The sequence below is a fragment of the Streptomyces sp. NBC_00385 genome (assembly GCF_035917155.1).
Taxonomy (GTDB): Bacteria; Actinomycetota; Actinomycetes; order Streptomycetales; family Streptomycetaceae; genus Streptomyces; species Streptomyces poriferorum.
The window spans coordinates 178,348-202,794 of sequence record NZ_CP107951.1 but is presented as its reverse complement, the minus strand read 5'-3'; the positions used below and the strand labels follow the sequence as shown (position 1 = coordinate 202,794).

General features: G+C 69.8%; 24 protein-coding genes. 8 read left to right on the top strand and 16 right to left on the bottom strand.

The window, feature by feature from the left end:
- The 9 genes from OG959_RS00905 to OG959_RS00865 form a co-directional block, all read right to left on the bottom strand.
- Entirely contained in the window at nt 1-1,149 is a 1,149-nt protein-coding gene (locus OG959_RS00905; RefSeq protein WP_326656030.1) for an acyl-CoA dehydrogenase family protein, read from the bottom strand.
- A 14-nt stretch (nt 1,150-1,163) separates the two neighbouring features.
- Nucleotides 1,164-2,300, bottom strand: coding sequence for a thiolase family protein (locus OG959_RS00900; RefSeq protein ID WP_326656029.1), 1,137 nt, complete (start codon nt 2,298-2,300; stop codon nt 1,164-1,166).
- Nucleotides 2,297-3,106, bottom strand: a complete 810-nt coding sequence (locus OG959_RS00895; RefSeq protein WP_326656028.1) for an enoyl-CoA hydratase/isomerase family protein — start codon at nt 3,104-3,106, stop codon at nt 2,297-2,299. Before OG959_RS00895 ends, OG959_RS00900 begins: the two co-directional genes overlap by 4 nt.
- The gene (locus OG959_RS00890; protein ID WP_326656027.1) at nt 3,103-4,296 is read right to left on the bottom strand and encodes a CaiB/BaiF CoA transferase family protein; all 1,194 of its coding nucleotides are present in this window, start codon (nt 4,294-4,296) and stop codon (nt 3,103-3,105) included. The genes OG959_RS00895 and OG959_RS00890 overlap by 4 nt, the downstream gene beginning before the upstream one ends.
- A gap of 1 nt (nt 4,297) precedes the next feature.
- On the bottom strand, nt 4,298-5,875 hold the full coding sequence (locus OG959_RS00885) for a FadD3 family acyl-CoA ligase (protein WP_326656026.1): 1,578 nt from the start codon (nt 5,873-5,875) through the stop codon (nt 4,298-4,300).
- A 15-nt stretch (nt 5,876-5,890) separates the two neighbouring features.
- A complete protein-coding gene (locus tag OG959_RS00880) occupies nt 5,891-7,078 on the bottom strand; it encodes an acyl-CoA dehydrogenase family protein (protein ID WP_326656025.1) in 1,188 nt (395 codons plus the stop codon).
- On the bottom strand, nt 7,075-8,082 hold the full coding sequence (locus OG959_RS00875; protein WP_326656024.1) for an acyl-CoA dehydrogenase family protein: 1,008 nt from the start codon (nt 8,080-8,082) through the stop codon (nt 7,075-7,077). The genes OG959_RS00880 and OG959_RS00875 overlap by 4 nt, the downstream gene beginning before the upstream one ends.
- A 2-nt stretch (nt 8,083-8,084) precedes the next feature.
- Nucleotides 8,085-8,885, bottom strand: a complete 801-nt coding sequence (locus tag OG959_RS00870; RefSeq protein WP_326656023.1) for an enoyl-CoA hydratase/isomerase family protein — start codon at nt 8,883-8,885, stop codon at nt 8,085-8,087.
- Between the two features lie 235 nt (nt 8,886-9,120).
- On the bottom strand, nt 9,121-9,708 hold the full coding sequence (locus OG959_RS00865) for a TetR/AcrR family transcriptional regulator (RefSeq protein ID WP_326656022.1): 588 nt from the start codon (nt 9,706-9,708) through the stop codon (nt 9,121-9,123).
- Nucleotides 9,709-9,822: 114 nt separating this feature from the next.
- Between OG959_RS00865 and OG959_RS00860 the strand changes: the two genes are divergently transcribed.
- Nucleotides 9,823-10,509: an SDR family oxidoreductase gene (locus OG959_RS00860; protein WP_326656021.1), complete on the top strand. Its 687-nt coding sequence runs from the start codon at nt 9,823-9,825 to the stop codon at nt 10,507-10,509.
- Between the two features lie 220 nt (nt 10,510-10,729).
- Nucleotides 10,730-11,734, top strand: a complete 1,005-nt coding sequence (locus tag OG959_RS00855; RefSeq protein ID WP_326656020.1) for an NADP-dependent oxidoreductase — start codon at nt 10,730-10,732, stop codon at nt 11,732-11,734.
- Between the two features lie 105 nt (nt 11,735-11,839).
- Here OG959_RS00855 and OG959_RS00850 read toward each other — a convergent pair whose 3' ends face one another.
- From OG959_RS00850 to OG959_RS00835, 4 genes are all read right to left on the bottom strand, one after another.
- Entirely contained in the window at nt 11,840-12,607 is a 768-nt protein-coding gene (locus tag OG959_RS00850) for a FadR/GntR family transcriptional regulator (RefSeq protein ID WP_326656019.1), read from the bottom strand.
- 64 nt (nt 12,608-12,671) lie between these two features.
- Entirely contained in the window at nt 12,672-13,442 is a 771-nt protein-coding gene (locus OG959_RS00845) for an SDR family NAD(P)-dependent oxidoreductase (protein WP_326656018.1), read from the bottom strand.
- Between the two features lie 73 nt (nt 13,443-13,515).
- The gene (locus OG959_RS00840) at nt 13,516-14,682 is read right to left on the bottom strand and encodes an acyl-CoA dehydrogenase family protein (RefSeq protein ID WP_326656017.1); all 1,167 of its coding nucleotides are present in this window, start codon (nt 14,680-14,682) and stop codon (nt 13,516-13,518) included.
- Nucleotides 14,683-14,902: 220 nt separating this feature from the next.
- The gene (locus OG959_RS00835; RefSeq protein WP_326656016.1) at nt 14,903-15,760 is read right to left on the bottom strand and encodes a TetR/AcrR family transcriptional regulator; all 858 of its coding nucleotides are present in this window, start codon (nt 15,758-15,760) and stop codon (nt 14,903-14,905) included.
- A gap of 150 nt (nt 15,761-15,910) precedes the next feature.
- Here OG959_RS00835 and OG959_RS00830 point away from each other — a divergent pair, with 150 nt between their 5' ends.
- From OG959_RS00830 to OG959_RS00820, 3 genes are read left to right on the top strand one after another with little or no spacing between them, the layout of a single operon-like run.
- Nucleotides 15,911-16,765, top strand: coding sequence for an acyl-CoA dehydrogenase (locus OG959_RS00830; RefSeq protein WP_326656015.1), 855 nt, complete (start codon nt 15,911-15,913; stop codon nt 16,763-16,765).
- Nucleotides 16,762-17,919 carry an acyl-CoA dehydrogenase family protein gene (locus tag OG959_RS00825; RefSeq protein ID WP_326656014.1) on the top strand — a complete coding sequence of 386 codons (1,158 nt, stop codon included), beginning with the start codon at nt 16,762-16,764 and terminating at the stop codon, nt 17,917-17,919. Before OG959_RS00830 ends, OG959_RS00825 begins: the two co-directional genes overlap by 4 nt.
- A gap of 11 nt (nt 17,920-17,930) precedes the next feature.
- Nucleotides 17,931-18,722 carry an enoyl-CoA hydratase gene (locus OG959_RS00820; protein WP_326656013.1) on the top strand — a complete coding sequence of 264 codons (792 nt, stop codon included), beginning with the start codon at nt 17,931-17,933 and terminating at the stop codon, nt 18,720-18,722.
- A gap of 76 nt (nt 18,723-18,798) precedes the next feature.
- On the opposite strand, the gene OG959_RS00815 is transcribed toward OG959_RS00820, so the two are convergent.
- From OG959_RS00815 to OG959_RS00805, 3 genes are read right to left on the bottom strand one after another with little or no spacing between them, the layout of a single operon-like run.
- On the bottom strand, nt 18,799-19,323 hold the full coding sequence (locus OG959_RS00815) for a carboxymuconolactone decarboxylase family protein (protein WP_326656012.1): 525 nt from the start codon (nt 19,321-19,323) through the stop codon (nt 18,799-18,801).
- Nucleotides 19,320-20,024: an SDR family NAD(P)-dependent oxidoreductase gene (locus tag OG959_RS00810; protein ID WP_326656011.1), complete on the bottom strand. Its 705-nt coding sequence runs from the start codon at nt 20,022-20,024 to the stop codon at nt 19,320-19,322. Before OG959_RS00810 ends, OG959_RS00815 begins: the two co-directional genes overlap by 4 nt.
- A complete protein-coding gene (locus OG959_RS00805) occupies nt 20,021-20,827 on the bottom strand; it encodes a TauD/TfdA dioxygenase family protein (protein ID WP_326656010.1) in 807 nt (268 codons plus the stop codon). Before OG959_RS00805 ends, OG959_RS00810 begins: the two co-directional genes overlap by 4 nt.
- A gap of 196 nt (nt 20,828-21,023) precedes the next feature.
- Between OG959_RS00805 and OG959_RS00800 the strand changes: the two genes are divergently transcribed.
- From OG959_RS00800 to OG959_RS00790, 3 genes are read left to right on the top strand one after another with little or no spacing between them, the layout of a single operon-like run.
- Entirely contained in the window at nt 21,024-21,755 is a 732-nt protein-coding gene (locus OG959_RS00800) for an SDR family oxidoreductase (RefSeq protein ID WP_326656009.1), read from the top strand.
- Complete coding sequence (locus OG959_RS00795) at nt 21,752-23,218, top strand: aldehyde dehydrogenase family protein (protein WP_326656008.1); 1,467 nt, start codon at nt 21,752-21,754, stop codon at nt 23,216-23,218. Before OG959_RS00800 ends, OG959_RS00795 begins: the two co-directional genes overlap by 4 nt.
- The gene (locus tag OG959_RS00790; protein WP_326656007.1) at nt 23,215-24,420 is read left to right on the top strand and encodes a CaiB/BaiF CoA transferase family protein; all 1,206 of its coding nucleotides are present in this window, start codon (nt 23,215-23,217) and stop codon (nt 24,418-24,420) included. The genes OG959_RS00795 and OG959_RS00790 overlap by 4 nt, the downstream gene beginning before the upstream one ends.
- Nucleotides 24,421-24,447: the final 27 nt, after the last annotated feature.

Below are 24,447 nucleotides of genomic sequence, written 5' to 3'. Positions count from 1 at the left end.
TCACAACCCCAGCGACTTGGCGATGATGACCTTCATGACCTCACTCGTACCGGCGTAGATGCGGGTGACGCGTGCGTCCGCGTAGAGCCGGGCGATGGGGTAGTCCTGCATATAGCCGTAACCGCCGAAGAGTTGAAGGCAACGGTCGACGGCTCGGGCTTGCATCTCGGTGCAGAACAGCTTGACCTTGGCCGCGTCGGCCCCGGCGAGCCGGCCATCGACCAGTTCGAGTACCGCCCGGTCCAGGACGGCCTGCGCGGCCTCGATCTCCGCCGCCACAGCGGCGAGTTCGAACTTCGTGTTCTGGAACGAGGCGACCGGCGAACCGAAGACCTTCCGTTCCCTGACGTACGCGAGGGCCGCGTCGAGCGCCGCGCGGGCCTGCGCCACGGAGCCGACGGCGACCGTCATCCGTTCCTGCGGCAGGTTGTGGCCCAGGTACTCGAAAGCGAGGCCGTCCGCCCCGAGCCGGTTGGTGACCGGCACACGCACATCGTCGAAGGCCAGCTCGACGGTGTCCTGGACCTTGATGCCCATCTTGTCCAGTACCCGGCCCCGTGTGAAGCCCGGCATGCCGTCCTCGACCACCAGGAGGGTCAGTCCCGCACGGCGGTCGCCGGTGACGGTCGCGGTGCGTGCCACCACGATCACCAGGTCGGCGAGCAGCCCGCCGGTGATGAACGTCTTGGCGCCGTTGAGGACGTAGACGTCACCGTCGCGCACCGCGGTGGTGCGGATCCCCGCGAGGTCGGATCCGGTGCCCGGCTCGGTCATCGCGACCGCGCTCAGCAACGTGCCGGCCGCCAGACCGGGCAGCCAGCGTTCTCGTTGCTCCGGGCTCGCATAGGTGAGGAAATAGGGCAGGACGACGTCCAGTTGGGTACGGACCGTGCCGAGGGTGACCAGGGCCCGGGCCGCCTCCTCCTGAAGCACGACGTTGTAGCGGTAGTCGGGCTGCCCGCCGCCGCCGTACTCCTCGGGTATCGCCATGCCCAACAGGCCCAGCGTGCCGAGCCGTTCGAAGAACGGGCGGGGCAGTCGACCGGCCTTCTCCCAGTCGGCGTAGTGCGGGACCACTTCCTTCGCCACGACCTCCCGGACCAGCTCCCGGAACGCCTCGTGGTCAGCGGTGAAAACATCCCGGCGCATGTCAGCAGCCCCCGTCAGCCGACGAGTTCGACGAGGGTGGCATTGGCGGTGCCGCCGCCTTCACACATGGTCTGCAAGCCGTAGCGGATCCCCTGGTCGCGCATGTGGTGGATCATGCGGGTCATCAGGACCGCACCCGAGGCCCCGAGTGGATGGCCGAGCGCGATGGCTCCGCCGAGCGGGTTGAGACGCCCGGGGTCGGCTCCGGTCTCGGCGAGCCAGGCCAGCGGGACGGGGGCGAAGGCCTCGTTGACCTCGTACACACCGACATCCGGCAGGCCTACGCCTGCCTTCCTCAGCACCTTCTCCGTCGCCGGGATCGGCCCGGTGAGCATCAGCACCGGATCGGAGCCCGCCACGGCGCCCGCGCTGTACCGCACGAGAGGCGTCAGGCCCAGCTCCCGCGCCTTCTCCGGTGTGGTCACCAGCAGCGCCGCGGCCCCGTCGGATATCTGGGAGGCGTTGCCCGCGTGGATCACACCGTCCTCGGCGAAGGACGGGGTGAGCGCGGCGAGCGTGTCCACGCTGGTGCCCCGCCGCACACCTTCGTCAGTGGCGATCCCCGCCACCGGGACGATCTGCGCGTCGAATGCCCCGCGGTCCTGCGCGGCGGCTGCCCGCTCGTGGGAGAGCGCCGCGTACGCGTCGATCCGGGTGCGGGTCAGGCCCCACTTCTGCGCGATCAGCTCGGCCGAGATCCCCTGGTTGAAGGAGAAGCCCCGGTAGCGGTCGATGACCTGCGGCCCGTACGGAGTGCCACCGGCTCTGGCCGAACCGAGCGGCACCCGGCTCATCACCTCGACGCCGCCCGCCACCACCACGTCCTGCTGGCCGGACATCACGGCATGGGCGGCGAAGTCCAGCGCCTGCTGCCCAGATCCGCAGGCCCGGTTGACCGTGGTCCCGGGCACCGTCTCGGGCCAGCCGGCGGCCAGCACTGCGTAGCGTCCGATGTTGGCCGACTGGTCACCGACCTGGGACACACACCCCCAGATGACATCGTCCACCACCTCCGGATCGATCCCCGTCCGCTCGGCCAGCGCCCGCAGTACGGCGGCGGACAGGTCGGCCGGATGCAGACCGGCCAGCCCTCCGTTCCGCTTTCCGACGGCCGTGCGGACCGCCGCGGCGATCACCGCTTCGCGTGTCATGCGTCATCCTCTGTTCGTGTCGGCACGGCCCAGCGGCCGGTGAATCGGGCTTCGCGCTTCTCCGCGAAGGCGGCGTACGCCTCGGGAGCGTCGGCGGTGGCGAAATTGACGGCCTGTGCTCGCGCCTCGCCCGCCAGCGCCTCCCGCAGGGTGCGGTCGGTGTTCTCGTTGAGCAGCGCCTTGGTCTGGGCGAGCGCGACCGGTGGCCCCGCCGCGAGGCGTGCGGTGACGTCGTCGGTGAAGGCGTCCACATCGGCGGCCGCCACCACCCAGGTCACCAGGCCCCGCGACAGGGCTTCCCCGGCGTCGATCGTCTCCGCGAGCAGGGCGAGCCGCTTGGCCTGCTGGAGGCCGACCAGACGTGGAAGGATCCAGGTGCCGCCGCAGTCGGGGGAGAGCCCGCGACGGGCGAAGATCTGCGAGAACCGTGCTTCGGGAACGGCGATCACCAGATCGCAGCCGAGCGCCAGGTTCCAGCCGGCGCCGACGGCCACTCCGGTCACCTTGGCCACCGTGGGCATGGGCAGCTCGTGCAGCAGGAGCGTCACCTCGGTCAAGGTCCGCATCCGGTGCAGCGGGTGCGCGGTGCTGGGGCGCTTCGGAAGGTCCGCGCCGGAACAGAACGCGTCACCGGCACCCGTCAGGACGAGGGCGCGCACCGACCGGTCGGCGCCCGCATCGACGAGCGCCGACCGCAGCGCCTCCCACAGCTCCGCGTCGAGGGCATTGCGCCGGTGGGGCCGGTTCAGGACGAGGGTCCGTACGCCGCCGCTGTCGCAGGTGAGCAGGACGGGCTCGCCCGTCATCCCACCGCCCCCTGCTCCCGCAACGCGGCGATCTCCGCGCCGGACAGGCCCAGTTCGGCGAGCACGGCGTCCGTGTGTGCGCCGAGCGCGGGCACGGCCCCCATCGGTGGGTCGAACCCGGCGATCACCGGAGGCGGCAGCAGAGCCGGCACCGGGCCCGCGGGCGTGTCGATGTCCCGCCAGCGGCCACGAGCGGCCAGGTGCGGGTGCACGAGGACGTCCTTCGTGGTGTTGTAGCGCGAGTTGCCGATCCCGGCGGCGTCCGCGCGCTCCTGGATGTCCGCAAGATCATGTCGCAGACACCAGGCGGCGATCTCCGTGTCAAGAACGGCCCGGTGTTCCACCCGGCCCGAGTTGACCGCGAACCGCACGTCGTCCGCGAGGTCCGGCCGTCCCAGCAACTCGGTCGCGAGCCGCCGCCACTCGCGGTCGTTGGTCGTGCCGAGGACCACCGTGCGGCCGTCGGCGGTTCGGTAGGCGCCGTACGGGGACACGGCCGGGGAGCTCATACCGAGCGGCTGCTGCTCCACTCCCGAGTGCCGGGTGTACGTCAGTGGGTAGCCCATCAGCTCCGTCATGGTGTCGAACAGGCTCACCGCGACGGACGACGGGGGGCAGCCGCGCCCCTTGCCGTACAGCAGCGCCAGCACCGAGAGGGCGGCGTACAGGCCGCTGCAGATGTCGGCCACGGGCGGGCCCGGCTTGGCGGGCGCGCCGGCCTGCCCCGTCACCGAGCAGGCGCCGGATTCGGCCTGCACGAGCAGGTCGTAGGCGCGCTTGTGGGAGAGGGGACCGCCCGGGCCGTAGCCGTCGATCTCGACAGCGATGAGGCCGGGATGGAGTACCTCCAGGTCGGCCGGTGCCAGGCCCAGCTTGGCCGTGGTGCCGGGAGTGAGGTTGGAGACCAGGACGTCCGCGTGTTGCAGCAGACGGTGCAGGACCGCCATTCCCGCGGGTGACTTCAGATCGAGGGCCACCGACTCCTTGCCCCGGTTGACCCACACGAAGTGCGCGCCGAGGCCGCCCACCACGTCGTCGTAGTGCCGGGCGAAGTCACCGCCCGCCGGGTTCTCCACCTTGATCACACGTGCGCCGAAGTCGCCGAGCGTACGAGTGCACAGGGGAGCGGATACGGCCTGCTCGATCGCCACCACCGTGACGCCCGCCAGGGGACCGCTGTCGGTGGTCACATCAGCTCCCGAACCGAGCGCGCAGCTCGTGCTTGAGTACCTTCTGACTGGCGTTGCGCGGAAGCACGTCCACGAACCGCACATGCCGCGGGACCTTGAAGTTGGCCATGTGCTCCCGTGCCCAGGCGATGAGGCCGGCCTCGGTGGTGTCCGCGCCGGGCCTGAGGACGACGTACGCGCAGCCGACCTCGCCGAGCCGTTCGTCCGGCACGCCGATCACGGCGGCCTGGGCGACGGGCTCGTAGGCGAGCAGCAGCTTCTCGATCTCGGCGGGGTACGCGTTGAATCCGCCGACGATGTACATCTCCTTCTTCCGGTCGACGACGGTGAGGTTTCCGTCCCGGTCGAGGTGTCCGAGGTCGCCGGTGCGCAGCCATCCTCCGGGGTCGATGGCCGCCGCGGTCGCGTCGGGGTTGTCCCAGTACCCCCGGGTGACGTTGTAGCCGCGGACGAGGATCTCCCCGTCCCGGCCCGCCGGCACGTCCTCGCCGGCGTCGTCGGCGATGCGGACCTCGACGTCGGGTATCGGCCGGCCTGTGGTGCGAGCGACCACCTCCTCGGCGTCGTCGATGCGGGTGCTGGTGACCAGCGCCGTGGCCTCGGTGAGGCCGTACGCGCTGAGCACGACATCGAAGGACAGGTCCTTCTTCATCGCGTGGATCAGGGTCTCCGGGATCGTGCTGCCGCCCGTCATGGAGACGCGCAGGGACGACAGGTCGTGGCCGGGACGGCCGGCGTGATGCAGCAGGTCGTAGAAGATGGTCGGCGGTCCGAGGAGGATGCTGACCCGTTCCGCGGCGATGATCTCGAGCGCGCGTCCGGCATCGAAGACGGCCATCGGGACGACCGTCACTCCGTGCATCAGAGAAGCGAGCCAGCCGGCCTTGTAGCCGAAACAGTGGAAGAACGGCGGGACGACGAGGAAGGTGTCCGAGGCGTCGAAGGTGTACTCCGTGGACATCCACCCGTAGGCGCGCAGGGTCTGGCCGTGAGTGAGGATCACCCCCTTGGGATGGCCGGTGGTGCCGGAGGTGAACATCACGTCCGACACGTCGTCCGGGGTGAGCCGGTCGATCGAGGCGTGCGCGGCTTGCTTCGACGAGCCCGAGCCGGCGTCGAGAAAGCCCTGCCAGGACAGTCCGGCAGCGCCTTGTGCACCGGGCAGTGCCACCGTGGTGCGCAGCGCGGGCAGGCCGGGATCGGCCTCCTGGAGGGCGGCGATGTAGTCGGTACCGAGAAAGGAGGCGGCGAACAGTGCGCGAGCGCCGGACTTGCGCAGGATGTAGGCCATCTCACCGGCCTTGAAGCGGGTGTTCAGCGGGACGACGATGCCTCCGGCGCCTTGGATCCCGAGGGCGGCGATGATCCACTCCGCGGAGTTCGGAGCGCACAGGCCGACTCGGTCGCCCGGCCCGATGCCCAGCACGAGTGCGGAGCGGACGGCCTGGACCATACGGTCCTGCAGCTCGCGGAAGCCGAGGCGGAGCGGCCCGTCGATGAGGGCGGTCGCGTCTTCGAACCGGCGCGCGGCAGTTCTGATCACGTTCGGGATACTGCGGAATTCCTGGTCATGGTTCATGACACGGCTCCGTGGTCAGTCGCGGCGGTCGGCGGGCAGGTGAAGCAGGCGTTTGGCGATGATGTTGCGCTGGATCTGGGACGTCCCGCCGTAGACGGACGCTGCTCGGGAGTAGAGGTAACCGCCGAGGACATCGCCCGGCCCGCCGTGCAGTTCATCGGGGAACACCTTCAGCGCGGTTTCGTACAGCCGTTGCTCGGTGCGGGTCATCAGGAGCTTGTCGACGGAGGATTCCGCGCCTGCGGTCTGCCCGCCAAGCCGTTCCGCTGTGCGGCGGCGCGCGTGTGCGACGAGCATCCGGTAATCGACGACACATCGGCCGATCTCCGACAGCAGACCGTCGGGGAGCCCGTCCCGCCGGGCCCGCGCGTATGTGCGCAGACGCTCGACGAGGAATCCGTACGTTGCCAGATGACCGGTGTCGAGGGCGTTGCGCTCGTACGACACCGTCGTCATCGCCAGAGGCCAGCCGTCGCCCTCGGCGCCGAGTCTCTCGGCGTCCGCGAGCCGGACATCGTCGAGGAACAGTTCGCAGAACTCGTCGTCCCCGTTGGCCGCGCGCAGGGGCCGCACCGTGACACCCGGGCGGTTCAGTGGCAGGACGAACGCGGTGATCGAGGTGTGCGGGGGAACGGCAGGCCTTCCGTCTGTTCGAGCGGAGCCGGGAGCCCGGGCGACGCCGGTACGGGCCAGCAAGAGACAGAGGCCCGAGTACTGGGCGTAACTCGTCCAGAGCTTCTGGCCAGTGACGGTGTAGTGGCCGTCCTCGTGCCTGGTCGCGAAGGTACTCATCCCCGCCAGGTCGGAGCCCGCGGCCGGCTCGCTGAAGCCCTGGCACCACACGTCGTCCCCGGCCAGCATGCGCGGCAGCAGGCGGCGGCGCTGTTCCTCGGAGCCGAACTCCAGCAGGGCGTGCGCGAGATAACCGATGCGGGGGACACCGGGAGCACCGCGCGCGCCCAGTTCATCGCTGAGGGCGACCTGGTGGGCCGCCGTCAGGCCGCGCCCGCCGTACTCCTCGGGAACGTCGAGCCCGATCCAGCCGCCGGAATGCAGCAGCCGGTGCCAGCGGTGCAGGTGGACGGGGGACGGTTCGTCCGGCAGCCGTTCGGGAAGCGGGTGCTCGGCCAGCCAGGTGCGGAAGTCGCGTCGTAGCCGGCCGAGGTCCGCCGGGTCGCCGAAGTCGAGTGGGTTGTCGCTCACCGGTTCGTCTCCTCGGGCTCGGCAAGGACGGGCAGCAGGTCGTCCGTGGTCGCCAGCAGCGTGGCGCCCAGCAGGACCCTGCGCAGGAAGAGGTGGGCGACGTGTTCCCAGGTCTGGGCGATGCCGCCGAACACCTGCATTCCGGCGTGTACCGCCTCTACGGCCGAGATGTTGACCTCCGCCTTGGCAACACGGGCAGCCGTCAGCGCACGGTCCGGCGGCTCGTGGTCCAGGCACCAGGCGGCGTACCGGGTGGCGCTGGTGCAGGCCTCGACCTGGACGGTCGCGTCGGCGAGCAGATGCTGAACGGCCTGGAAGGACCCGATCGGGCGCCCGTACTGGTGGCGGTCGCGGGCGTAGTCGATGCTCTGTTCCACGAACGAGCGTGCTGAGCCGACCAGTTCACTCGATACGATGGTCAGCGCGTATGCCTGCCAGTGCTGATGGGTCTCGGTGGTGAGCCGACCGATCACCCCTCCGGTGGGCATGGCTCGCCTGACGTCGCGCACCAGGTCGGCGGTGGCCATGGGTGCCCCCAACTCGGCCGTGGTGACAGTGCCGTCCGGGGCCACGGACAGTGCGAGGTCGGCACCCGAGCAGTCCCACGCGACCAGGTCGGCCGATGAGGTTCCGGCAAAACGCAGGTCACGTGAGAGCGCGATGGTGGGCCGTGCATCGGTCCGGCCGAGACCGAGGCCGAGGCTGCTGTCGTGGGCGCCTTCGCCGTTGCCGAGGAGGCGCAGCAGCTCCGGCGCGAGGAGGACGGTGCCCAGCAGGGACGTCGTCATCGGCCGGCTGCCGTGCTCCTCGGCGAGCAGGGCACACTCTTGGACTGTGGCCGCCGGAGGATCCGCGCGGCGCAGCTCACCGAGGCCCAGTTCGTCGAGTGCCAGTTGCGCGGCCGCGCCGGACTCCGGCTCCACGCCGTCGGCCGATTCCTTGCCGAACCGAGTGCTGAACACCCGCAGGGTGTCCCGGACCAGGGCGAACTCCTCGCGTTCCACGCTCAGTCCTCCTCTGTCGCCGTGGCCCGGCGACTCGCGCGGGAGGCGAGCTCATCCACGATGCGGATGTGGTCGGGGCTCGTCATCGTGGACCGTTCGGCCAGTAGCGCCGCTTCCATGCCGCCGCGGGACACCTGCTCCACCACCAGGGCCAGGGCCGCTTTGGTGGCGCGGAGTGCCTCGGGCGGCTGAGCGGCGAGGCGGTGGGCCAGGCGGAGGGCTTGGTTCATCAGGTCCGCCGGGGGCACGACCCGGTTGGCCAGACCCAGTTCGACGGCTGTGGAAGCCGGTATCCGGTCGCCGGTGAAGAGGTACTCCTTGACCCGTAGCAGGCTCGTCAGATGAGGCCAGAGCGTCACCCCGCCATCGCCCGCGACCAGGCCGACCGATATGTGCGGGTCGGCGAGGTGGGCCGTCTCGGACATCAGGACCAGGTCACAAGCGAGGGCGAGGCTGCACCCCAGTCCGACGGCGGGGCCGTTGACGGCCGCGACCACGGGGAGGGGGAAACGGATCATCTCGGTCTGGATGGTCCGGTCCAGACGGATCGACTGTTCCCGCAGATCCGCGTCGTGGTGATGGCGGCGCAGATGGTCGAAGTCGCCTCCCGCGCTGAACGCCCGGCCGGCCCCGGTGAGGACGACGGCCCGCGCGTCGGAATCGTCCGCGAGCTCCCGCCACACCTGAGACAGGCGGAGGTGCAACTCTTCTGACACGCCGTTGAGTCGGGCGGGCCGGTTCAGCGTGACGATACGGACGTCGCCATCCGCGGCCACGGTCAGGACGGGGCTCAGGTCGGTCATGGCGGCCATGATATTAAAGGTCAGACCGGTAGTGTCAATGGTGTTGCGCAAGAAAGAGAATCAGATTCTCACCCGGGGTCGGCCGGGTGTCGCCTTCCCGTTGAAGGGGCGTGCGGGCCCGAAGCGATGACCGGGCGGCTGCCGGTGCCGCCGTTGCTCCATTCGTGCCCTGAAGGGTTGGCGTGAGTGCTGGGGGGCGGCTCGTGCATGTGCTGCCGGGTGTCGAATCTCGGGATCAGCTGCGGGGTGACTCGGGAGGCACGGGCCCGGGTGTCGCCAAGGCTGCGCGCGCGGCGGTGAGGATCTCCTCGGAGAGCGGGGAGTCCTTGGTGGCGCGGGCCAGGACGAGCGCGCCGAGCATGGTGCACAGTCGGGTGATGCCGTCCTGGTCGTCGGTGGCGAGGTGTTCGGCGAAGTCCCTCACTCCCTCGGTGTAGACGCGGCGTGCTTCGCGGTCTGCGGTTTCGCGTGCCATGTCGGTGGCCATTGCGGCGGCGGGGCAGCCGTCAGCCGCACTGTCGCGGTGCTCCACGGAGAGATAGGTGTCGATCAGTGCCTGCTGGGCGGCGTCGCGCTGTCCGGTGTGCCGCTCGAGCCCGTCCTTGTGGTGCCGGGCGAGTTCATCGAAGGCGTGCGCGGTGGCTTCCTCGATGAGTGCGTTTTTGGAGGTGAACTGCTTGTAGAAGCCCCCGTGGGTCAGGCCGGAGGCTTTCATGAGGTCGGCGACGCTGACGTGAGTGCCCTGCTCCCGGAAGAGTCGGGACGCGTTTTCCACGACCCGTCGGCGGTTCTCCTCGGCTTGCGCCTGCGATACGCGGCCCATCGGCCACCTCCTGTTGGATGTCGGTTGCAATCTATTCTAGACTGTGATTTAGATTGTGATTGAAATCTAAATTCGGCGGGCTGCCCCGGCGCCCGCGACGCAGGGAGAGTACACATGGAACTGAAGGACGCGGTCGCGGTGGTCACCGGTGCCAACCGGGGGCTCGGGCGGCATCTGGCCGGCCAGCTCGTGGAGCGCGGAGCGAAGGTGTACGCGGCGGCCCGCCGCCCCGAGACGGTGGACCTGCCTGGCGTCATCCCGTTGCGGTTGGAGCTGACGGACGAGGAGTCGATCCGGGCCGCGGCCGTCACCGCGTCCGACGCCACGCTGTTGGTGAACAACGCGGGCATCTCCACCGCCACACCGCTGATCGCGGGCGGCCTGGACGGGGTGCGCCTGGAGATGGAGACGAACTTCTTCGGTCCGCTCGCCGTGACACGGGCGTTCGCCCCCGTCATCGAGGGCAACGGAGGCGGCGCCGTACTCAACGTACTGTCCGTCCTGTCCTGGCTGCACCCCGCCGGCCTCGGGTCGTACGCCGCTGCCAAGGCCGCGGCGTGGGCACAGACCAATGCCGCCCGGGAGGAACTGGCGCCCCGCGGCATCACCGTCTCGGCGCTGCACGTCGGATACATGGACACCGACATGGGCGCGGGCGTTCCCGCCGACCAGAAGGCGGACCCCGCCGATGTCGCCGCCCAGGCCCTGCACGGCATCGAGACGGGTCTGGCCGAGATCCTCGCCGACGAGACCACTCGATACGTCAGGCAGAGCCTGGCCGCCTCGCCGAACGCGGTGTGAAGCACACCTCCTGCCGCGCCGTCTCCTCCCTCACGAGGCGGCCGCCGGATCCCGGGGCGGCATTCAGGGAGGCGACTTGGGCCGCGTCATCGCCCCGGCCACTCCGGTGGTCTGACGGGCGGTGCCCCGGAAGGCCGCAGCACACACCGCAGAGTCCGTTCCGGGAGATGCCCAGTACGGACAGAGACCCCGCCCCTGGCGGACGGGTACGGAGACGACGATGAAGACCTTCATGATCGAGCGATACGGCGACAAGGCCGGTGTGCACGCCCGCGAGATGCCCGACCCGCAGGTGGGCGCCGACGACGTCCTGGTCCGGATCCACGCGGCGAGTGTCAACCCGCTGGACCTCAGGCTCCGCGACGGGGCGTTCAAGGCGTTCCTTCCGTACCGTCTCCCGCTCATCCTGGGCAACGACCTCGCCGGGGTGGTTGTCCGGACGGGGTCGGCCGTCACTCGGTTCGCGGTGGGCGACGAGGTCTACGGGCGGCCCGACAAGGACCGCATCGGCACTTTCGCCGAACTCATCGCCGTCCACCAGGATGACGTGGCGGTCAAGCCGGCCAACCTCACCATGGAGGAGGCCGCTTCCCTCCCCCTGGTCGCCCTGACCGCGTGGCAGGCGCTGGTCGAGCGGGCGCAGGTGCAACCGGGCCAGAGGATCCTGATCCACGCCGGCGCAGGCGGCCTCGGCTCCATCGCCGTCCAGCTGGCCAAGCAGTTGGGCGCGCACGTGGCCACTACCGTGAGCACGGCCAAGGTCGACGTGGCTGAGGAGCTCGGCGCGGACGTCGTCGTCGACTACAGGAAACAGGACTTCGCGACCGTCCTCGACGGCTACGACGTCGTCCTGGACAGCCTCGGCGGCGAGACGCTCGAGAAGTCCCTGCGGGTACTCAAGCCCGGTGGCAAGGTCATCAGCGTCGCAGGCCCTCCTGACGCGGCCTTCGCACGTGAGCTGGGCCTGAGCACGGTCCTGCGGCTGGTGATGAGCGCGCTGAGTTTCCGGACCCGCCATCGTGCCGGGCGCCACGACGTCACGTACTCGTTCCTGTTCATGCGCGCCAGCGGCGACCAGCTGCGTGAGCTCGCGCCGCTCATCGAAGCCGGGAAGATCCGTCCCGTCGTCGACCGCGTCTTCCCGTTCGAGCAGACCCGACAGGCCCTGGAGTACGTCGAGAAGGGCAGCGCGAAGGCCGGCAAGGTCGTCGTGACGGTGGCGTGAGGACAGGCCCTCGCGGGCCCGCGGGTGAAGGCCTCCTCGGGCACGCGAGGATCCGGTCGGGAAGGAGGGTGTCGGCGCCCCCGGCGCCGCCGACGCGCAGCCCCTTCACTCGTCGACGTCGGCCAGGTCCAGCCGCTCGCGCGGGTCCACCTCGGCCGCCGCGCGGGCGAAGCCGCACACATGGCGGCTCATCCGGCGCTGGGCCGCCGCGTTGTCGCCGGCGCGGATCGCCTCGGTGACCTTCGCGTGCGCGCGGATGGTGACCTCGCGGACGCCGGCGTCCATGAACGTCTCCAGATTGGTCGCCGCGTGGATCGACTCCGACAGGGCGCTCATGAACCCGATGAGCAGTTCGTTGCGGCCGGCTCGTGCGACCGCGCCGTGCCAGCGGATGTTCGCCCGCAGAAAGCGCGGGATGTCGTCGTCGGCCTGAACCAACTCCGCATGGGCTGCGTCCAGTTCGGCGAGGTCCTGCGCGTCTCGGCGGCCCGCGGCGAGTGCGGCACAGGCCGGTTCGATCGCCTCTCTCGTCTCGTGCAGCGCCTCCAGCCTGATCTGCTGGCCGCGGATCACCAGGTGGACGGTGTTCGCCAGCGAGTCCCGCCCCGGACGGTGCACGAAGGCCCCGCCTCCGCGTCCGGGGCGGATGTCCACCAGCCGCTCGACCTCCAGAATGCGCAGGGCTTCGCGTACCGTCGCCCGGCTCAGACCCGTCTGCTCGACCAGTTGGCGCTCCGGGGGCAGCGCGGTGCCTTCCGGCAGCTCACCGGTGAGGATGCGTTCGCGCACCTCGGCCGCGAGTACGTCCGAGGCCTTGGGGACGGTCAGGGCGCTGAAGTGCGGCACGCTGGATGGGGGCGTGGTGCTCGGCACGGGCCTGGCCTCTCGTCGGGTGTCCGTTTGGCTGGACCATTCAACACAGCCGGGACGGCCCCTGTCACATGACCATGCCCCCGTCCACGGGCAGTACCTGGCCGGTGATGAACGAAGCCGCGTCGGATGCCAGGAAGACGAAGGCGCCCGCGACCTCCTCGGGCTCGGCCCACCGGCCCAGCGGGATCCGTGCGAGCATCTGGGCCGCGAACTTCTCGTTCGTGCGGATCGTCCGGGTCATCGGCGTCGCGGCGAGCGGTGCCAGCGCGTTCACCAGCACCCGCCTGCGGGCCAGTTCGCGGGCGAGTGACTTGGTCAGGCCGATGATGCCGGCCTTGGCGGCGGAGTAGTTGACCTGCCCGAGTGTGCCGACGAGGCCGGCGGAGGACGTCACGTTGATGATCCGACCCCGTCCGTCGTCGGGCAGGAAGGGCAGCGCGGCCTGGGCGCAGTGGTAGGCGCCCATCAGGTGGATGTCGAGGACCCGGCGCATGGACTCCTCGCTCAGCTTCTCGAACATCGACGGTTCGGTGACGCCGGCGTTGTTGACCAGGATGTGCAGGGTCCCCTCGGTGACCGCCGCCGCTCGGGACATCGCCGCGTCGGCCGCGGACCGGTCGGTCACGTCGAGGCCGACGCTGTCCGCGGTCAGGCCGGCAGCGGAGATCTGTTTGGCGACGGCTGCGGCGGCCTCCCCGTCAGCATCGGTCACGAGCACGGCGGCGCCGGCCCGTGCCAGGGCCTCGGCGACCGCCGACCCGATGCCGCCTGCGGCGCCGGTCACCAGGGCCGATCGTCCCGTGAGATCGAACAGACCGTTCACTCTGGCACTCATCGTTGGCTCCTTGTCTTTCATGCGTCAACACTGGTTGCTGGGATGTCGTCCGTCGGCCGGATTCCGTCGCGGGTCAGTAGCTCCTGGGCAGACCGAGGGTGTGCGAGGCCAGGTAGTTCAGGACCATCTCCTGGCTGATAGGCGCGATCCGCGTCAGGCGTGCCTCACGGAAGTAGCGGGCCACGGCGTACTCTTCGGAGTAGCCCATGCCGCCATGGGTCTGCAGCGCCCGGTCGGCAGCGGTGAAACCGGCATCCGCGCACAGGTATTTGGCGGTGTTCGCCTCACGGCCGCACGGGCGGCCGTTGTCGTACAGCCAGGTCGCTCTGCGCAGGACCAGCTCGGCCGCGTCGAGGTGGGCGAGTGAGTCGGCCAGGGGAAACTGGATGCCCTGGTTCGCGCCGATCGGCCTGTCGAAGACCACGCGTTCACCTGCGTACCGCACGGCCCGGTCGAGTGCCGCGCGGCCGATACCCAGGGCCTCGGCGGCGATCAGCATGCGTTCCGGGTTGAGGCCGTCGAGCAGGTAGCGGAACCCCTGACCCTCCTCGCCCACCCGGTCGCTCACCGGGACGCGCAGCTCGTCGATGAACAGCTCGTTCGAGCTGACGGCGTTGCGGCCCATCTTCGGGATGGGCTTGATGTCCACGTGGTCGCGGTCCAGGTCGGTGAGGAACAGCGTCATCCCGTCCGTGCGCTTTGCCACCTCGTCCACCTTGGACGTACGGGTCAGCAGCAGGATCTTCTCCGACTCCATCGCCTTGGAGATCCACACCTTGCGGCCGCTGATCACGTAGTGGTCGCCGTCCCGGCGTGCGAAGGTCGTGATGCTCGTGGTGTCCAGTCCCGCTCCCGGCTCGGTCACCCCGAAGCAGACGTGCAGGTCGCCGTTGGCGATGCGCGGCAGGGTCCGGCTCTTCAGCTCCTCGGTGCCGTGCACGACGACCGGGTGCATGCCGAAGATGGACATGTGGATGGAACTGGCCGCGTTCATCCCGCCCCCGGACCGGGCGACTTCCTCGAGCAGCAGCGAGGCCTCGGTGATGCCGAGTCCGTGCCCGCCGTAGTCCTCCGGGATTGTGATCCCCAGCCAGCCGCCTTCGGCGACGGTGGCGTAGAACTCCTCGGGGAAGGCGTGGTCGCGGTCCTTCTCCATCCAGTAGTGGTCGTCGAAGTCGCGCAGCAGACCGGCTACGGCCTTACGGATCGTCTCCTGGTCATCGGTCAGCTCGAAGTCCACGTGCTGGCCCCTCTGTGACGGTGAAGTTGTTAACCATATCAAAGGTCAGACCGAAGTGGACGTCAATACCTCTCGTCCGCTCGGGGGGCGGCCGAGCCCAACTGTGACTTTGGCTGGGGTGGTTGGCGGAAATGGGTGAGCCCGTGCCGACGGGGTCGGCACGGGCTCCGGGTTCTTCGACGGGAGGGCCTCGACGTCTTGCGCGTCGTGAGGCCTTGCGTCATCCTCCGGTCTGCGGGGCCGCCTTTGCCGCCCTGTCCGCCTTGCCGCGTCCGGCCGCGGCCGTCTTGGCGGGCGCTCTCTTCGTCGTCCTCTTCGCAGCCGTCTTCTTCGCCGCGACGGCGTCCTTGGCGGGTGCTTCTGCGGGTGTGGGCTCCGCGGCCGGTGCGGACTCCCGGTCGGTTCGGGGTGCGGAGCCGGTGATCCCGCCCAGGCAGAAGTCCCACACCTCCTGGGCGCTGATCGGCGACGGGCTGGAGCCCACCGGGGCGGCCGGGGCCTGGGCCGTGAACATGGCCGTCTGCATGATCAGGGACGCCGTGCGGCGCGGCTTGGGGGCGACGGCCCGGCCGTCGGCCACCGCTGCCTCCACGAGCTCGGTGAACAAGCTGAGCAGCGGCAGGTGGGCGGTGGCCACCTGGTCCGGGTGGGTGACCAGCAGCTGGATCGCGAAGTCGGTGAAGAGTGGCGACTGCTGGCCCTCGCGGGGGCTCGACGCGTCGTACAGCAGGTCCACTGCGATCCGCAGTCGCTCCAGTGGGTCGCGTCCTGCGGCGGTCTTCGCCTGGATCTCGACGGCGGACCGTGCCAGGGCGTCCTCGAAGAGGGCCAGCAGCAGTTCGTCCTTGCCGCCGAAGTGTTGGTAGAAGCTGCGCAGCGATTGCCGGGAACGCTCCACGATCTCCTGCACCGTGAAGTCGGTGGTGCCCTTGTCGGCGATCAGCTCCTGGGCGGCTTCGAGGAAGTGTTGTACGCGCTGTTCGGCGCGTAGCTTCGCCGCCCGGGTGGATCGCTCGACGGCGCGCTGCCGCCAGGCGGGCTCGGGGGACTCGACTGGTTCAACGGAGACAGCACTCATGAGGAGAACGGTACTCCACGCATGTGAAATGAAGGCACACGGTTCCTACCGAGTAGCGCTGTCTCAGAAGTGAGACTATTACTTTCCTGAAATGAGAATGATATTCTCGTCCGAGTGTGATCTGGGAAGGCGAGATGCGGAGGGCCTGGCGTGGAGTTCGAACTCGACGGAGACCAGCGGTTGCTGCGGCGCACGGTGCGCGAGACGGTGGCCAAGGTGCGAGGCCGGCCCGGGAGTGAGCAGTGGGACACCTACCTGCGGCTCGGCTGGCTGGAGGCGCCTCCGCTGGAGCTCGCCATCATCCTGGAGGAGCTGGGCTATGCGGCTGACCCGACCCCGTTCCTCGCCAGCGCCACATGGTTCGCACCGTTGGCCGGCCGCCTGCCCCGGGGCAGCGGCACCGCGGTGTTCGACGGTGAGGGCCGGTACGTTCTCGACGCGGACCGCGCCGACGAAGTCGCGCTCCTGACGGCCGAAGGGATCACCGTCGTTCCCGGATCCGATCTGGCAGCCGAGCGGACCCCCGTCCTCGATCCCCGGCTGCACGTCGCCCGGGCCGCGGTGGACGGTCTCGTCGCAGGAGTGCCGGACCTCGCTCTCGTGGGCCTTGCGGCCACCGCCGTCGGCGCATGCAGACGCGTTCTGGACCTCACCCTCGGGCATGTGGCCCAACGGGTTCAGTTCGGCCGTCCGCTCGGCTCCTTCCAGGCGGTGAAGCACAAGGCGGCCGACATGCATGTAGCCGTCGAACGGGCCCGCGCGCTGACGCATTTCGCCGCCCTGGCGATCGCGGAGGATGATCCACGCCGCGCCCGCGCCGCGCACATGGCCAAGGCGGCGGCGGGGGAGTGCCAGCGCACCGTCTTCCAGCATGGCCTTCAGCTGTTCGGAGCGATGGGCTTCACCTGGGAGAACGAACTCCAGTTCCACCTGAAGCGCGCCCAGGCCTGCGATCTGCTGCTGGGCAACGCCTCCACCCACAGGAAGGCAATCCTCGTCGCATGAGGCTGACCGACGATCCGGAGGTGGCGGAGTTCCGCGCACAGTTCTCCGCCTTCCTCGATGCCCATCTGCCCGCCGAGGCCGCGGCTCGCGACCGTTCGCGGTCCAGCGCCGACGTACCCGACTGGGCACGCCGCTGGCAACGCACGCTCTTCGACGCCGGCTGGCTGCTGCCCGGCCAGCCGCCCGCGTACGGCGGTCGGAACGCCACGTTGGCCCAGCAGCTCGCGCACCTGGAGGAACTGGCCGAGCGGGGCATCTATCACAGCTTCAACCCGCAGGGCCTCGGAATCATCGCCGCGTCCCTGCTCACGTTCGGTACGGAGGAGCACAAGCGCCGATGGGCGGTGCCGATCCTGCGCGCGGAGATCACCGCGGCTCTCGGCATGAGCGAACCGGAGGCGGGCAGCGACCTCGCCTCCCTGCGCACCCGCGCCGTGCTCGACGGTGACACGTTCACGGTCAACGGACAGAAGATCTGGACCTCCGGAGCGCATGACGCCGACGTCCTGCTCACCTTCGTCCGCACCGATCCGGACGCCCCCAAGCACAAGGGCATCAGCGCCCTGCTGATCCCGACGGACTCCGAAGGTGTCATCCGCCGTCCCTTCGGCTCGATCGCGGCCGAGGACGACCTCGACTTCAACGAGGTGTTCCTCACCGACGTCCGGGTACCACGCGAAAACCTCGTCGGACCGCTCCACGAGGGCTGGCGGGTGGCGAACGGCTCACTCGGCCATGAACGCACGCTGCTGTGGCTGTCGTACGCCGAACGGCTGGAGGACCTGGCGCGCGACACCGCGGACGTCGGTCGTGACCACGAGTGGTACGCCACCCTCCTCATGGACCTGCAGGCGCTGCGGCTCCTCGGCTACCGCCAGCTCGGCCCGGACCGCGACCCGGCGGAGATCTCCGTACTCAAACTGCTCGGCTCCGAAGCCGTCCAGTCGGCGGCTCTGCACGCTCTCGAAGCGCACGGCACGGACGCACTGCCACACCCGGCACGCACCGGCCCCTACCAGCACATGAACAACGAGGCGTTCATCTCCAGCTGGTTCGAGCGCTATGCCCGAAGCTTCGCCGGCACCATCGCCGGCGGCACCAGCGAGATCCAGCGCAACATCATTGCCGAGCGCATCCTCGGCCTGCCGCGATGAGGACTCCAGCCATGGACCAGATCCTGTACGAAGTCGAGGACGGCGTCGCTGTCATCACCCTCAACCGCCCGGAGGCGGCCAACGCCCAGACCATGGCCCTCCTCGACGACCTCGACGCCGCCTGGACGCGGGCCGCGCGCGACGAGGAGGTGCGCGTGATCCTGCTGCGCGCCAACGGGCGTCACTTCTCCGCCGGTCACGACCTGAACGACCGCTGGCCCGGGCCCGACGAGATCACCCTGGAGTGGATCTACGCCGCGGAGACCCGCCGCTATCTGGAGTACTCGCTCAAGTGGCGCAACACCCCCAAGCCGTCCATCGCCGCGGTGCACGGCAAGTGCATCGCGGCCGGGCTGATGCTGTGCTGGCCGTGCGACCTCATCGTCGCCGCGGAGAACGCCGAGTTCTCCGACCCCGTGGTGCACATGGGGATCGGGGGTGTCGAGTACCACGGCCACACCTGGGAACTCGGCCCGCGCAAGGCCAAGGAGATCCTCTTCACCGGCCGGCCGCTGACCGCCGCCGAGGCCGAGCGGACGGGCATGGTCAACTCGGTCGTTCCGCTCGACGCCCTCGACTCCACGGCCCGGGAACTGGCCGGGCGCATCGCGCAGATGCCGCCCTTCGGCCTGCGCCAGGCCAAACGCGCGGTCAACCAGACCCTCGACGTCCAGGGCTTCTACGCCGCGCTCCAGTCCGTCTTCGACATTCACCAGACCGGGCATGGCAACGCGCTCAGTGTGGGCGGCCTCCCGATCCTGACCGACCTGGACGGGATGAAGCAGCGGCTGAAGCGGGGCTGAACGGTCCGGCGGCGCGGACGGGGGGCCCGTGCCCGAGCCATCCGGCTCCGGCACGGGCCCGTCCGCGGTGCGGCTCTCAGGAGGCGTCGAAGCCCCCGTCGTCCAGACCGGAATCCAGTTCCACCCCGCAGGTGTTGAAGACCATCGCCAGCAGCCCGTACGTGCCGACGGTGAACACGAAGTCCAGCAGTTGCTGTGCGTCCAGTTCCTTTGCCAGCTCGGCATAGGTGTCGTCGGTGAGCGCCGATGTGGTGTCCAGTTGGTCGACCGCACGGTTCACCAGTGTGTCCGCGCCGTCCCGCACCTGGGCGAGGTCCTCGTCGCTCACGCCGGCCCGGCGACCGATGAGCACGTGCTGGGCCCACTCGTAGCGGCACCGGCGCCGCCACGCGACGCGCAGGATCACCAGCTCGCGCGTTCTGTCCGGCAGCGAGTTACGCGTCAGGAGATGGGTGTTGAAGGTGAGGAACGCCTTGGCGAGGGCCGGATGGTGCATGAACAGCCCCAGGGCATTGGACGGCGGTACGCGCCGCCCGCCGGTCAGCGGCCGCAGCGCCTCGGCGTCCCATTCCTCGTACGGGACCGGGGGCAGCCTGGTCATGTGTTGCGCCCTCCGTTCACCCCGATGATCTGCCCGGTGATGTAACCGGCCTCCTCCGAGATCAGGAAGGAGCAGGTCGCGGCGATGTCCTCCGGGCGGCCCACCCGGCGCACAGGGGTGCGCGCGATGTGGTCCTCGACGGTGCCGCCGAGCCGACGGCGCTGCTCGGCGCTGCGCAGCATCGGGGTGTCGATGAAGCCCGGGGGGACGGCGTTGACGGTGATGCCCTTCGGGCCGAGTTCGAGCGCGAGTGACTTGGTCAGCCCGTTGACGGCGGACTTCGCGGCGACGTAATGGGCCATGAAGGGCTGGCCGGAGTGCGCGCTGGAGGAGGAGATGTTGACGATCCGGCCCCAGCCGGCGTCGACCATGTCCGGCAGGACCGCCTGCGCGCAGTGGAAGACGCCGTTGAGATTGATGTCGACCACCCGTTGCCATTCCTCGGCGGACAGTTCGGCGAACCGGGTGAAGCCGTCCCGTCCCGCGGCGTTGACCAGGACATGGATCGGGCCGAGGCTTTCACGTACGGAGTCCATCGCCTTGTCGACCTGCGCCCGGTCGCTGACGTCGGCGGTGAACGCGTGTCCGTCCTCGGCCGGAGAGATGTCGAGGACGGCGACCTGCATGCCGTCGGAAGTCAGCCGTCGGGCGATCGCCCGGCCGATACCGGAGGCGCCGCCCGTGACGACCGCAGTCCTCATGCGAACGCCTCGTCGCCGACGACGGTGGTGCGGTGCAGTAGCCGCTCGGAGCTCTCGTCGTACGGCAACGCCCGGTGCAGGACACCGGTGTTGTCCCAGACGACGAGGTCACCGACCTCCCAGTCGTGCGCGTAGCGGAAGCGCTCCCGGGTGGACCAGTCCAGCAGTTCGTCCAGCAGGGCGCGACTCTCCTCGGGGTCCATGCCGACGACGTGGTCGGCGGTGGTGCCCGTCACCAGGGAGCGGCGGCCGTCGCGGCGTTGCCACACCAGGGCCACCTCATGGGTGGGCTGGGTGCGCCAGGCGGCCAGTTCCTCGTCGGTGGGGTCCGGGGTTACCAGGCGCTGGGCCGCCTCGAAGCTGTGGACCACGCGCAGGTCCTCGTAACGCTCGCGGTCCTTCTGCGGCAGGCTGTCGTAGGCCGCGTAGGTGCTGGCGAACTCCGTGCCTCCGCCGACCGCGGCGATGTGCCGGGCCGTGAGCGTGGTGGCCTTGACGGGTACGTCGTCGCTGGTGCCGTCCAGATGCCAGTAGAACGCTCCCCGGAGGTACTTCGCGCTCTTGCTCTTGGACGGGTTGACCGAGATCGGGAAGATCTCCTGCCCGCGCAGTGCCACCACCTCGCCGAGCTTCCGGCTGAACGCCAACTGCTGTTCGTCGTCCAGGTGCAGCCCGCGTACCAGGAGCACGCCCCGCCACTTGAGGGCTTCGGCGCTGCGTTGGACGAAGGTGTCGTCCAGAGGGTCGGAGACCCCGGTGAACTCCACGCCCAGCGACGGACTCAGGGCCTTCGATTCGATCATGGAAACTCCCCTTTCGTGTATGAGAACCATATTCTCATCGTGGGTGGTGCGGGAAGGCTTGTGCGCGTCCGGGATGCGGCGGCGCGTCGACGGGCGGCTGCGGCCCGCCTGCGGATTACAGCATTCTCGTGTGCGAGTTCTTGCTATGTTCCTGGTGAGAATGTAGTTTCCGGACCAATCGAGCAAGGAGGCTGTGATGCGATTCAAGGGCAAGGTGGCCGTCGTCACCGGTGCCGGCCAGGGCATCGGTGAGGGGTATGCCAAGGCGCTGGCTCGTGAGGGGGCCCGAGTCGTCGTCGCGGAGCTGAACGAGGAACAGGGTCAGCGGGTCGCCAAGGAGATAGGTGACGCACTCTTCGTACAGGTGGACGTCGCCGACCCGGCCTCCGCCGAGGCGCTCGCCCGGACGGTGATCAGCGAGTTCGGTCAGATCGACTACCTGGTCAACAACGCGGCGATCTTCGGTGGCATGCGCCGCGAGGGCATCGTCACCGTGGACTACGACTACCTCGACCGGTTCCTCGGAGTGAACCTCCTCGGCGCGCTCCACATGACCCGCGCCGTCCTTCCGCACCTGAAGGAAGGCGCCGCGATCGTCAACCAGTCCTCCACCGCCGCCTGGCAGCCCACCGGCTTCTACGGGCTCGCGAAGGCCGGCATCAACCACCTGACCGCCTCGCTGGCCGCGGAGCTCGGCGGGCGCGGTATCCGGGTCAACGCGATAGCGCCCGGCCCGACGGACACCGAGGCCATCCGCAGCATCGTCCCGGAGGAGCACCGCACGGCCATGGTGCAGTCATTTGCGCTCAAGCGCCTTGGGACACCCGCCGACCAGGCAGGAGTCCTGCTCTTCCTGCTGTCCGACGACGCCTCCTGGCTCACCGGCCAGATCGTCGCCGTCGACGGCGGATCGGTGGTGCGGCTGTGAGCGACCTCGTCGTCAAGTCCCAGCTGATCGATGGCAAACTGGTCGCCGCCGAAGCGACCTTCGCCTCGTACAACCCCGCCACCGGCGCCCTTCTGGGACACGCCCCGGACGCGACGGAGGCGGATGCCCGTACGGCCGTCGCCGCCGCCCGCCGTGCCTTCGACACCACCGACTGGTCCACCGATCACGCTCTGCGCGTGCGGTGCCTGCACCAGTTGCACCAGGCCCTCGACGAGCACCGCGAGGAACTGCGCGAGCTGACCATCGCCGAGGTCGGAGCGCCCCGCCAGCTCACCCACGGTCCCCAGCTCGACGAGCCGATCGGCATCGTGCCTTACTACGCCGATCTCCTGGAGGGCTACTCCTTCACCGAGGACCTCGGAGAGACCGACTCCCGCGGGCAGCGCCACCACCGGTGGGTGGAGAAGGAGGCGGTCGGCGTCGTCGCCGCCATCCTCCCGTACAACTTCCCCAATCAGCTGGCCCTCGCCAAGCTCGGTCCCGCCCTCGCGGCCGGCTGCACCGTCGTGCTCAAGGGCGCTCCGCAGACCCCGCTCACCACCCTCGCGCTCGGCGAGATCATCGCCGAACACACCGACATACCGCCCGGCGTCGTGAACGTCCTCAGCTCCTCGCGCCCCGATGTGGGGAAGGTCCTCACCACTCACCCCGACGTCGACGCCGTCACCTTCACCGGCGCCACGACGACCGGCCGCCACATCATGGCCGCCGCCGCGGGCACCGTGAAGCGCGTGTTCCTCGAACTCGGCGGCAAGTCCGCCATGATCGTCCTGGAGGACGCGGACCTCGTCCAGGCCGCCATGTTCGCCGCGTTCACCATCTGCTCCCACTCCGGGCAGGGCTGCGCCCTCACCTCCCGCCTCCTCGTGCCGCGCGCCCAGCACGACCGGATCGTGCAGATGGTCGCCGCGGGCATGGACCGCGTACAGGTCGGGGACCCCACCGACCCGAAGACCGCCATGGGCCCGCTCATCAGCGGGGAGCAGCGTGACAAGGTGGACGGGATGGTGCGGCGCGCCGTCGAAGCCGGCGCCACCCTGGTCCGCGGCGGCGCACGGAGGGACCCCGGCTTCTTCTACGAGCCGACCCTCCTCGTGAACGTCGACCCCGACAGCGAGATCGCCCAGGAGGAGGTCTTCGGACCGGTTCTCGCCGTCATCCCCTACGACGGTGACGACGACGCCGTCCGTATTGCCAACCAGTCCCGCTACGGGCTGTCCGGTGCCGTGCACAGCGCCGACGAGGAGCGCGCGATCCGCATCGCACGCCGCGTCCGGACCGGCACGTTCTCCATCAACGGCGGCAACTACTTCTCCGTCGACGTTCCGTTCGGCGGCTACAAGCAGTCCGGAATCGGACGCGAGAGCGGACGCAGCGGATTCGAGGAGTTCCTGGAGCAGAAGTCCCTCGCCCGCGTGGTCCGCACGGAGAGCACCGCATGAGGCCGCTGGAGGGCATCCGGGTCCTGGAGGTCGCGATGTACGGCTTCGTGCCCTCCGCCGGCGCCGTGCTCGCCGACTGGGGCGCGGACGTCCTGAAGGTGGAACACGCCGTCACCGGTGATCCGCAACGGGGGCTGCGCCAGACCGGCGCTTTCCGGGTCGAGGGAGACCCCAACCCCAACGTCGCACACGCCAACCGGGGCAAACGCTCGATCGGGCTGGACATGGCCGCACCCGGCGGCCGGGAGCTGCTGTACGAGCTGGCCAGGGATGTCGACGTGTTCCTCACCAGCTTCCTGCCGGAGGCCCGGACCCGGTTCGGCATCGACGTCGACGACATCCGCGCCGTCAATCCGCAGATCGTGTACGCACGAGGCAGCGCACTCGGTCCGCGCGGGCCCGAGGCCGACCGCGGCGGCTACGACATGACGGCCTTCTGGGCCCGTGCGGGCACCGCCGCCAGCATTACCCCGCCCGGCACCGAGGGCATGATCAGCCCGCCCGGCCCGGCTTACGGTGACACGATCTCCGGCACCAACCTGGCCGGAGGCATCGCCGCCGCGCTGCTGCGCCGTGAACGCAGCGGCGAGGCCGCGGTGGTGGACGTATCCCTGCTGGGCAGCGGCCTGTGGGCGATGGGCCACGCGATCGGGGTCTCCCTGCATCTGGACCGCGCCTGGGAGGGCGTACCGCCCCGCACACACGGCTCGCCCACCAACCCGCTCACCGGGCTGTACCGCACCTCGGACGAGCGCTACCTGTCGCTCGTCATGCTCCAGCCGAGGAAGTTCTGGCCCGAGGTGTGCCGCTGTCTGGGCCGCCCGGAACTCGCCGACGATCCTCGCTTCGCCACGGCCGAGGACATCGCACGGCACACCGGCGACGCGGTGAAGATCCTCCGCGAGATCGTCGCCGGCCGCACCCTGGCCGAGTGGTCGCAGCGTCTCGCCACCCAGAAGGGTCCGTGGGCGCCCGTGCAGGACACACTCCAGGCCGCCGCCGATCCCCAGGTGCGGGCCAACGGATACATCGGCCGGGCGGGCGAGCTCGAACTCGTAGCCAGCCCCGTGCAGTTCGACGTCGAGGACATCCGGCTCGACCCCGCACCCGAGTTCGCGGCACAGACCGAGGAGGTTCTCACCGAGCTCGGCTACGGCTGGGAACGCATCCTCGCCCTCAAAGCGAGTGGCGCCATCACCTGAACGGCGCCCCCGCCCTCCGATCCCGCG

Coding starts and splice junctions, on each gene's coding strand:
- OG959_RS00905 (WP_326656030.1), bottom strand. CDS start 1,149: ATGCGCCGGGATGTTTTCACCGCTGACCACGAGGCGTTCCGGGAGCTG.
- OG959_RS00900 (WP_326656029.1), bottom strand. CDS start 2,300: ATGACACGCGAAGCGGTGATCGCCGCGGCGGTCCGCACGGCCGTCGGA.
- OG959_RS00895 (WP_326656028.1), bottom strand. CDS start 3,106: ATGACGGGCGAGCCCGTCCTGCTCACCTGCGACAGCGGCGGCGTACGG.
- OG959_RS00885 (WP_326656026.1), bottom strand. CDS start 5,875: ATGAACCATGACCAGGAATTCCGCAGTATCCCGAACGTGATCAGAACT.
- OG959_RS00870 (WP_326656023.1), bottom strand. CDS start 8,885: ATGACCGACCTGAGCCCCGTCCTGACCGTGGCCGCGGATGGCGACGTC.
- OG959_RS00865 (WP_326656022.1), bottom strand. CDS start 9,708: ATGGGCCGCGTATCGCAGGCGCAAGCCGAGGAGAACCGCCGACGGGTC.
- OG959_RS00860 (WP_326656021.1), top strand. CDS start 9,823: ATGGAACTGAAGGACGCGGTCGCGGTGGTCACCGGTGCCAACCGGGGG.
- OG959_RS00855 (WP_326656020.1), top strand. CDS start 10,730: ATGAAGACCTTCATGATCGAGCGATACGGCGACAAGGCCGGTGTGCAC.
- OG959_RS00845 (WP_326656018.1), bottom strand. CDS start 13,442: ATGAGTGCCAGAGTGAACGGTCTGTTCGATCTCACGGGACGATCGGCC.
- OG959_RS00835 (WP_326656016.1), bottom strand. CDS start 15,760: ATGAGTGCTGTCTCCGTTGAACCAGTCGAGTCCCCCGAGCCCGCCTGG.
- OG959_RS00825 (WP_326656014.1), top strand. CDS start 16,762: ATGAGGCTGACCGACGATCCGGAGGTGGCGGAGTTCCGCGCACAGTTC.
- OG959_RS00820 (WP_326656013.1), top strand. CDS start 17,931: ATGGACCAGATCCTGTACGAAGTCGAGGACGGCGTCGCTGTCATCACC.
- OG959_RS00815 (WP_326656012.1), bottom strand. CDS start 19,323: ATGACCAGGCTGCCCCCGGTCCCGTACGAGGAATGGGACGCCGAGGCG.
- OG959_RS00810 (WP_326656011.1), bottom strand. CDS start 20,024: ATGAGGACTGCGGTCGTCACGGGCGGCGCCTCCGGTATCGGCCGGGCG.
- OG959_RS00805 (WP_326656010.1), bottom strand. CDS start 20,827: ATGATCGAATCGAAGGCCCTGAGTCCGTCGCTGGGCGTGGAGTTCACC.
- OG959_RS00800 (WP_326656009.1), top strand. CDS start 21,024: ATGCGATTCAAGGGCAAGGTGGCCGTCGTCACCGGTGCCGGCCAGGGC.
- OG959_RS00790 (WP_326656007.1), top strand. CDS start 23,215: ATGAGGCCGCTGGAGGGCATCCGGGTCCTGGAGGTCGCGATGTACGGC.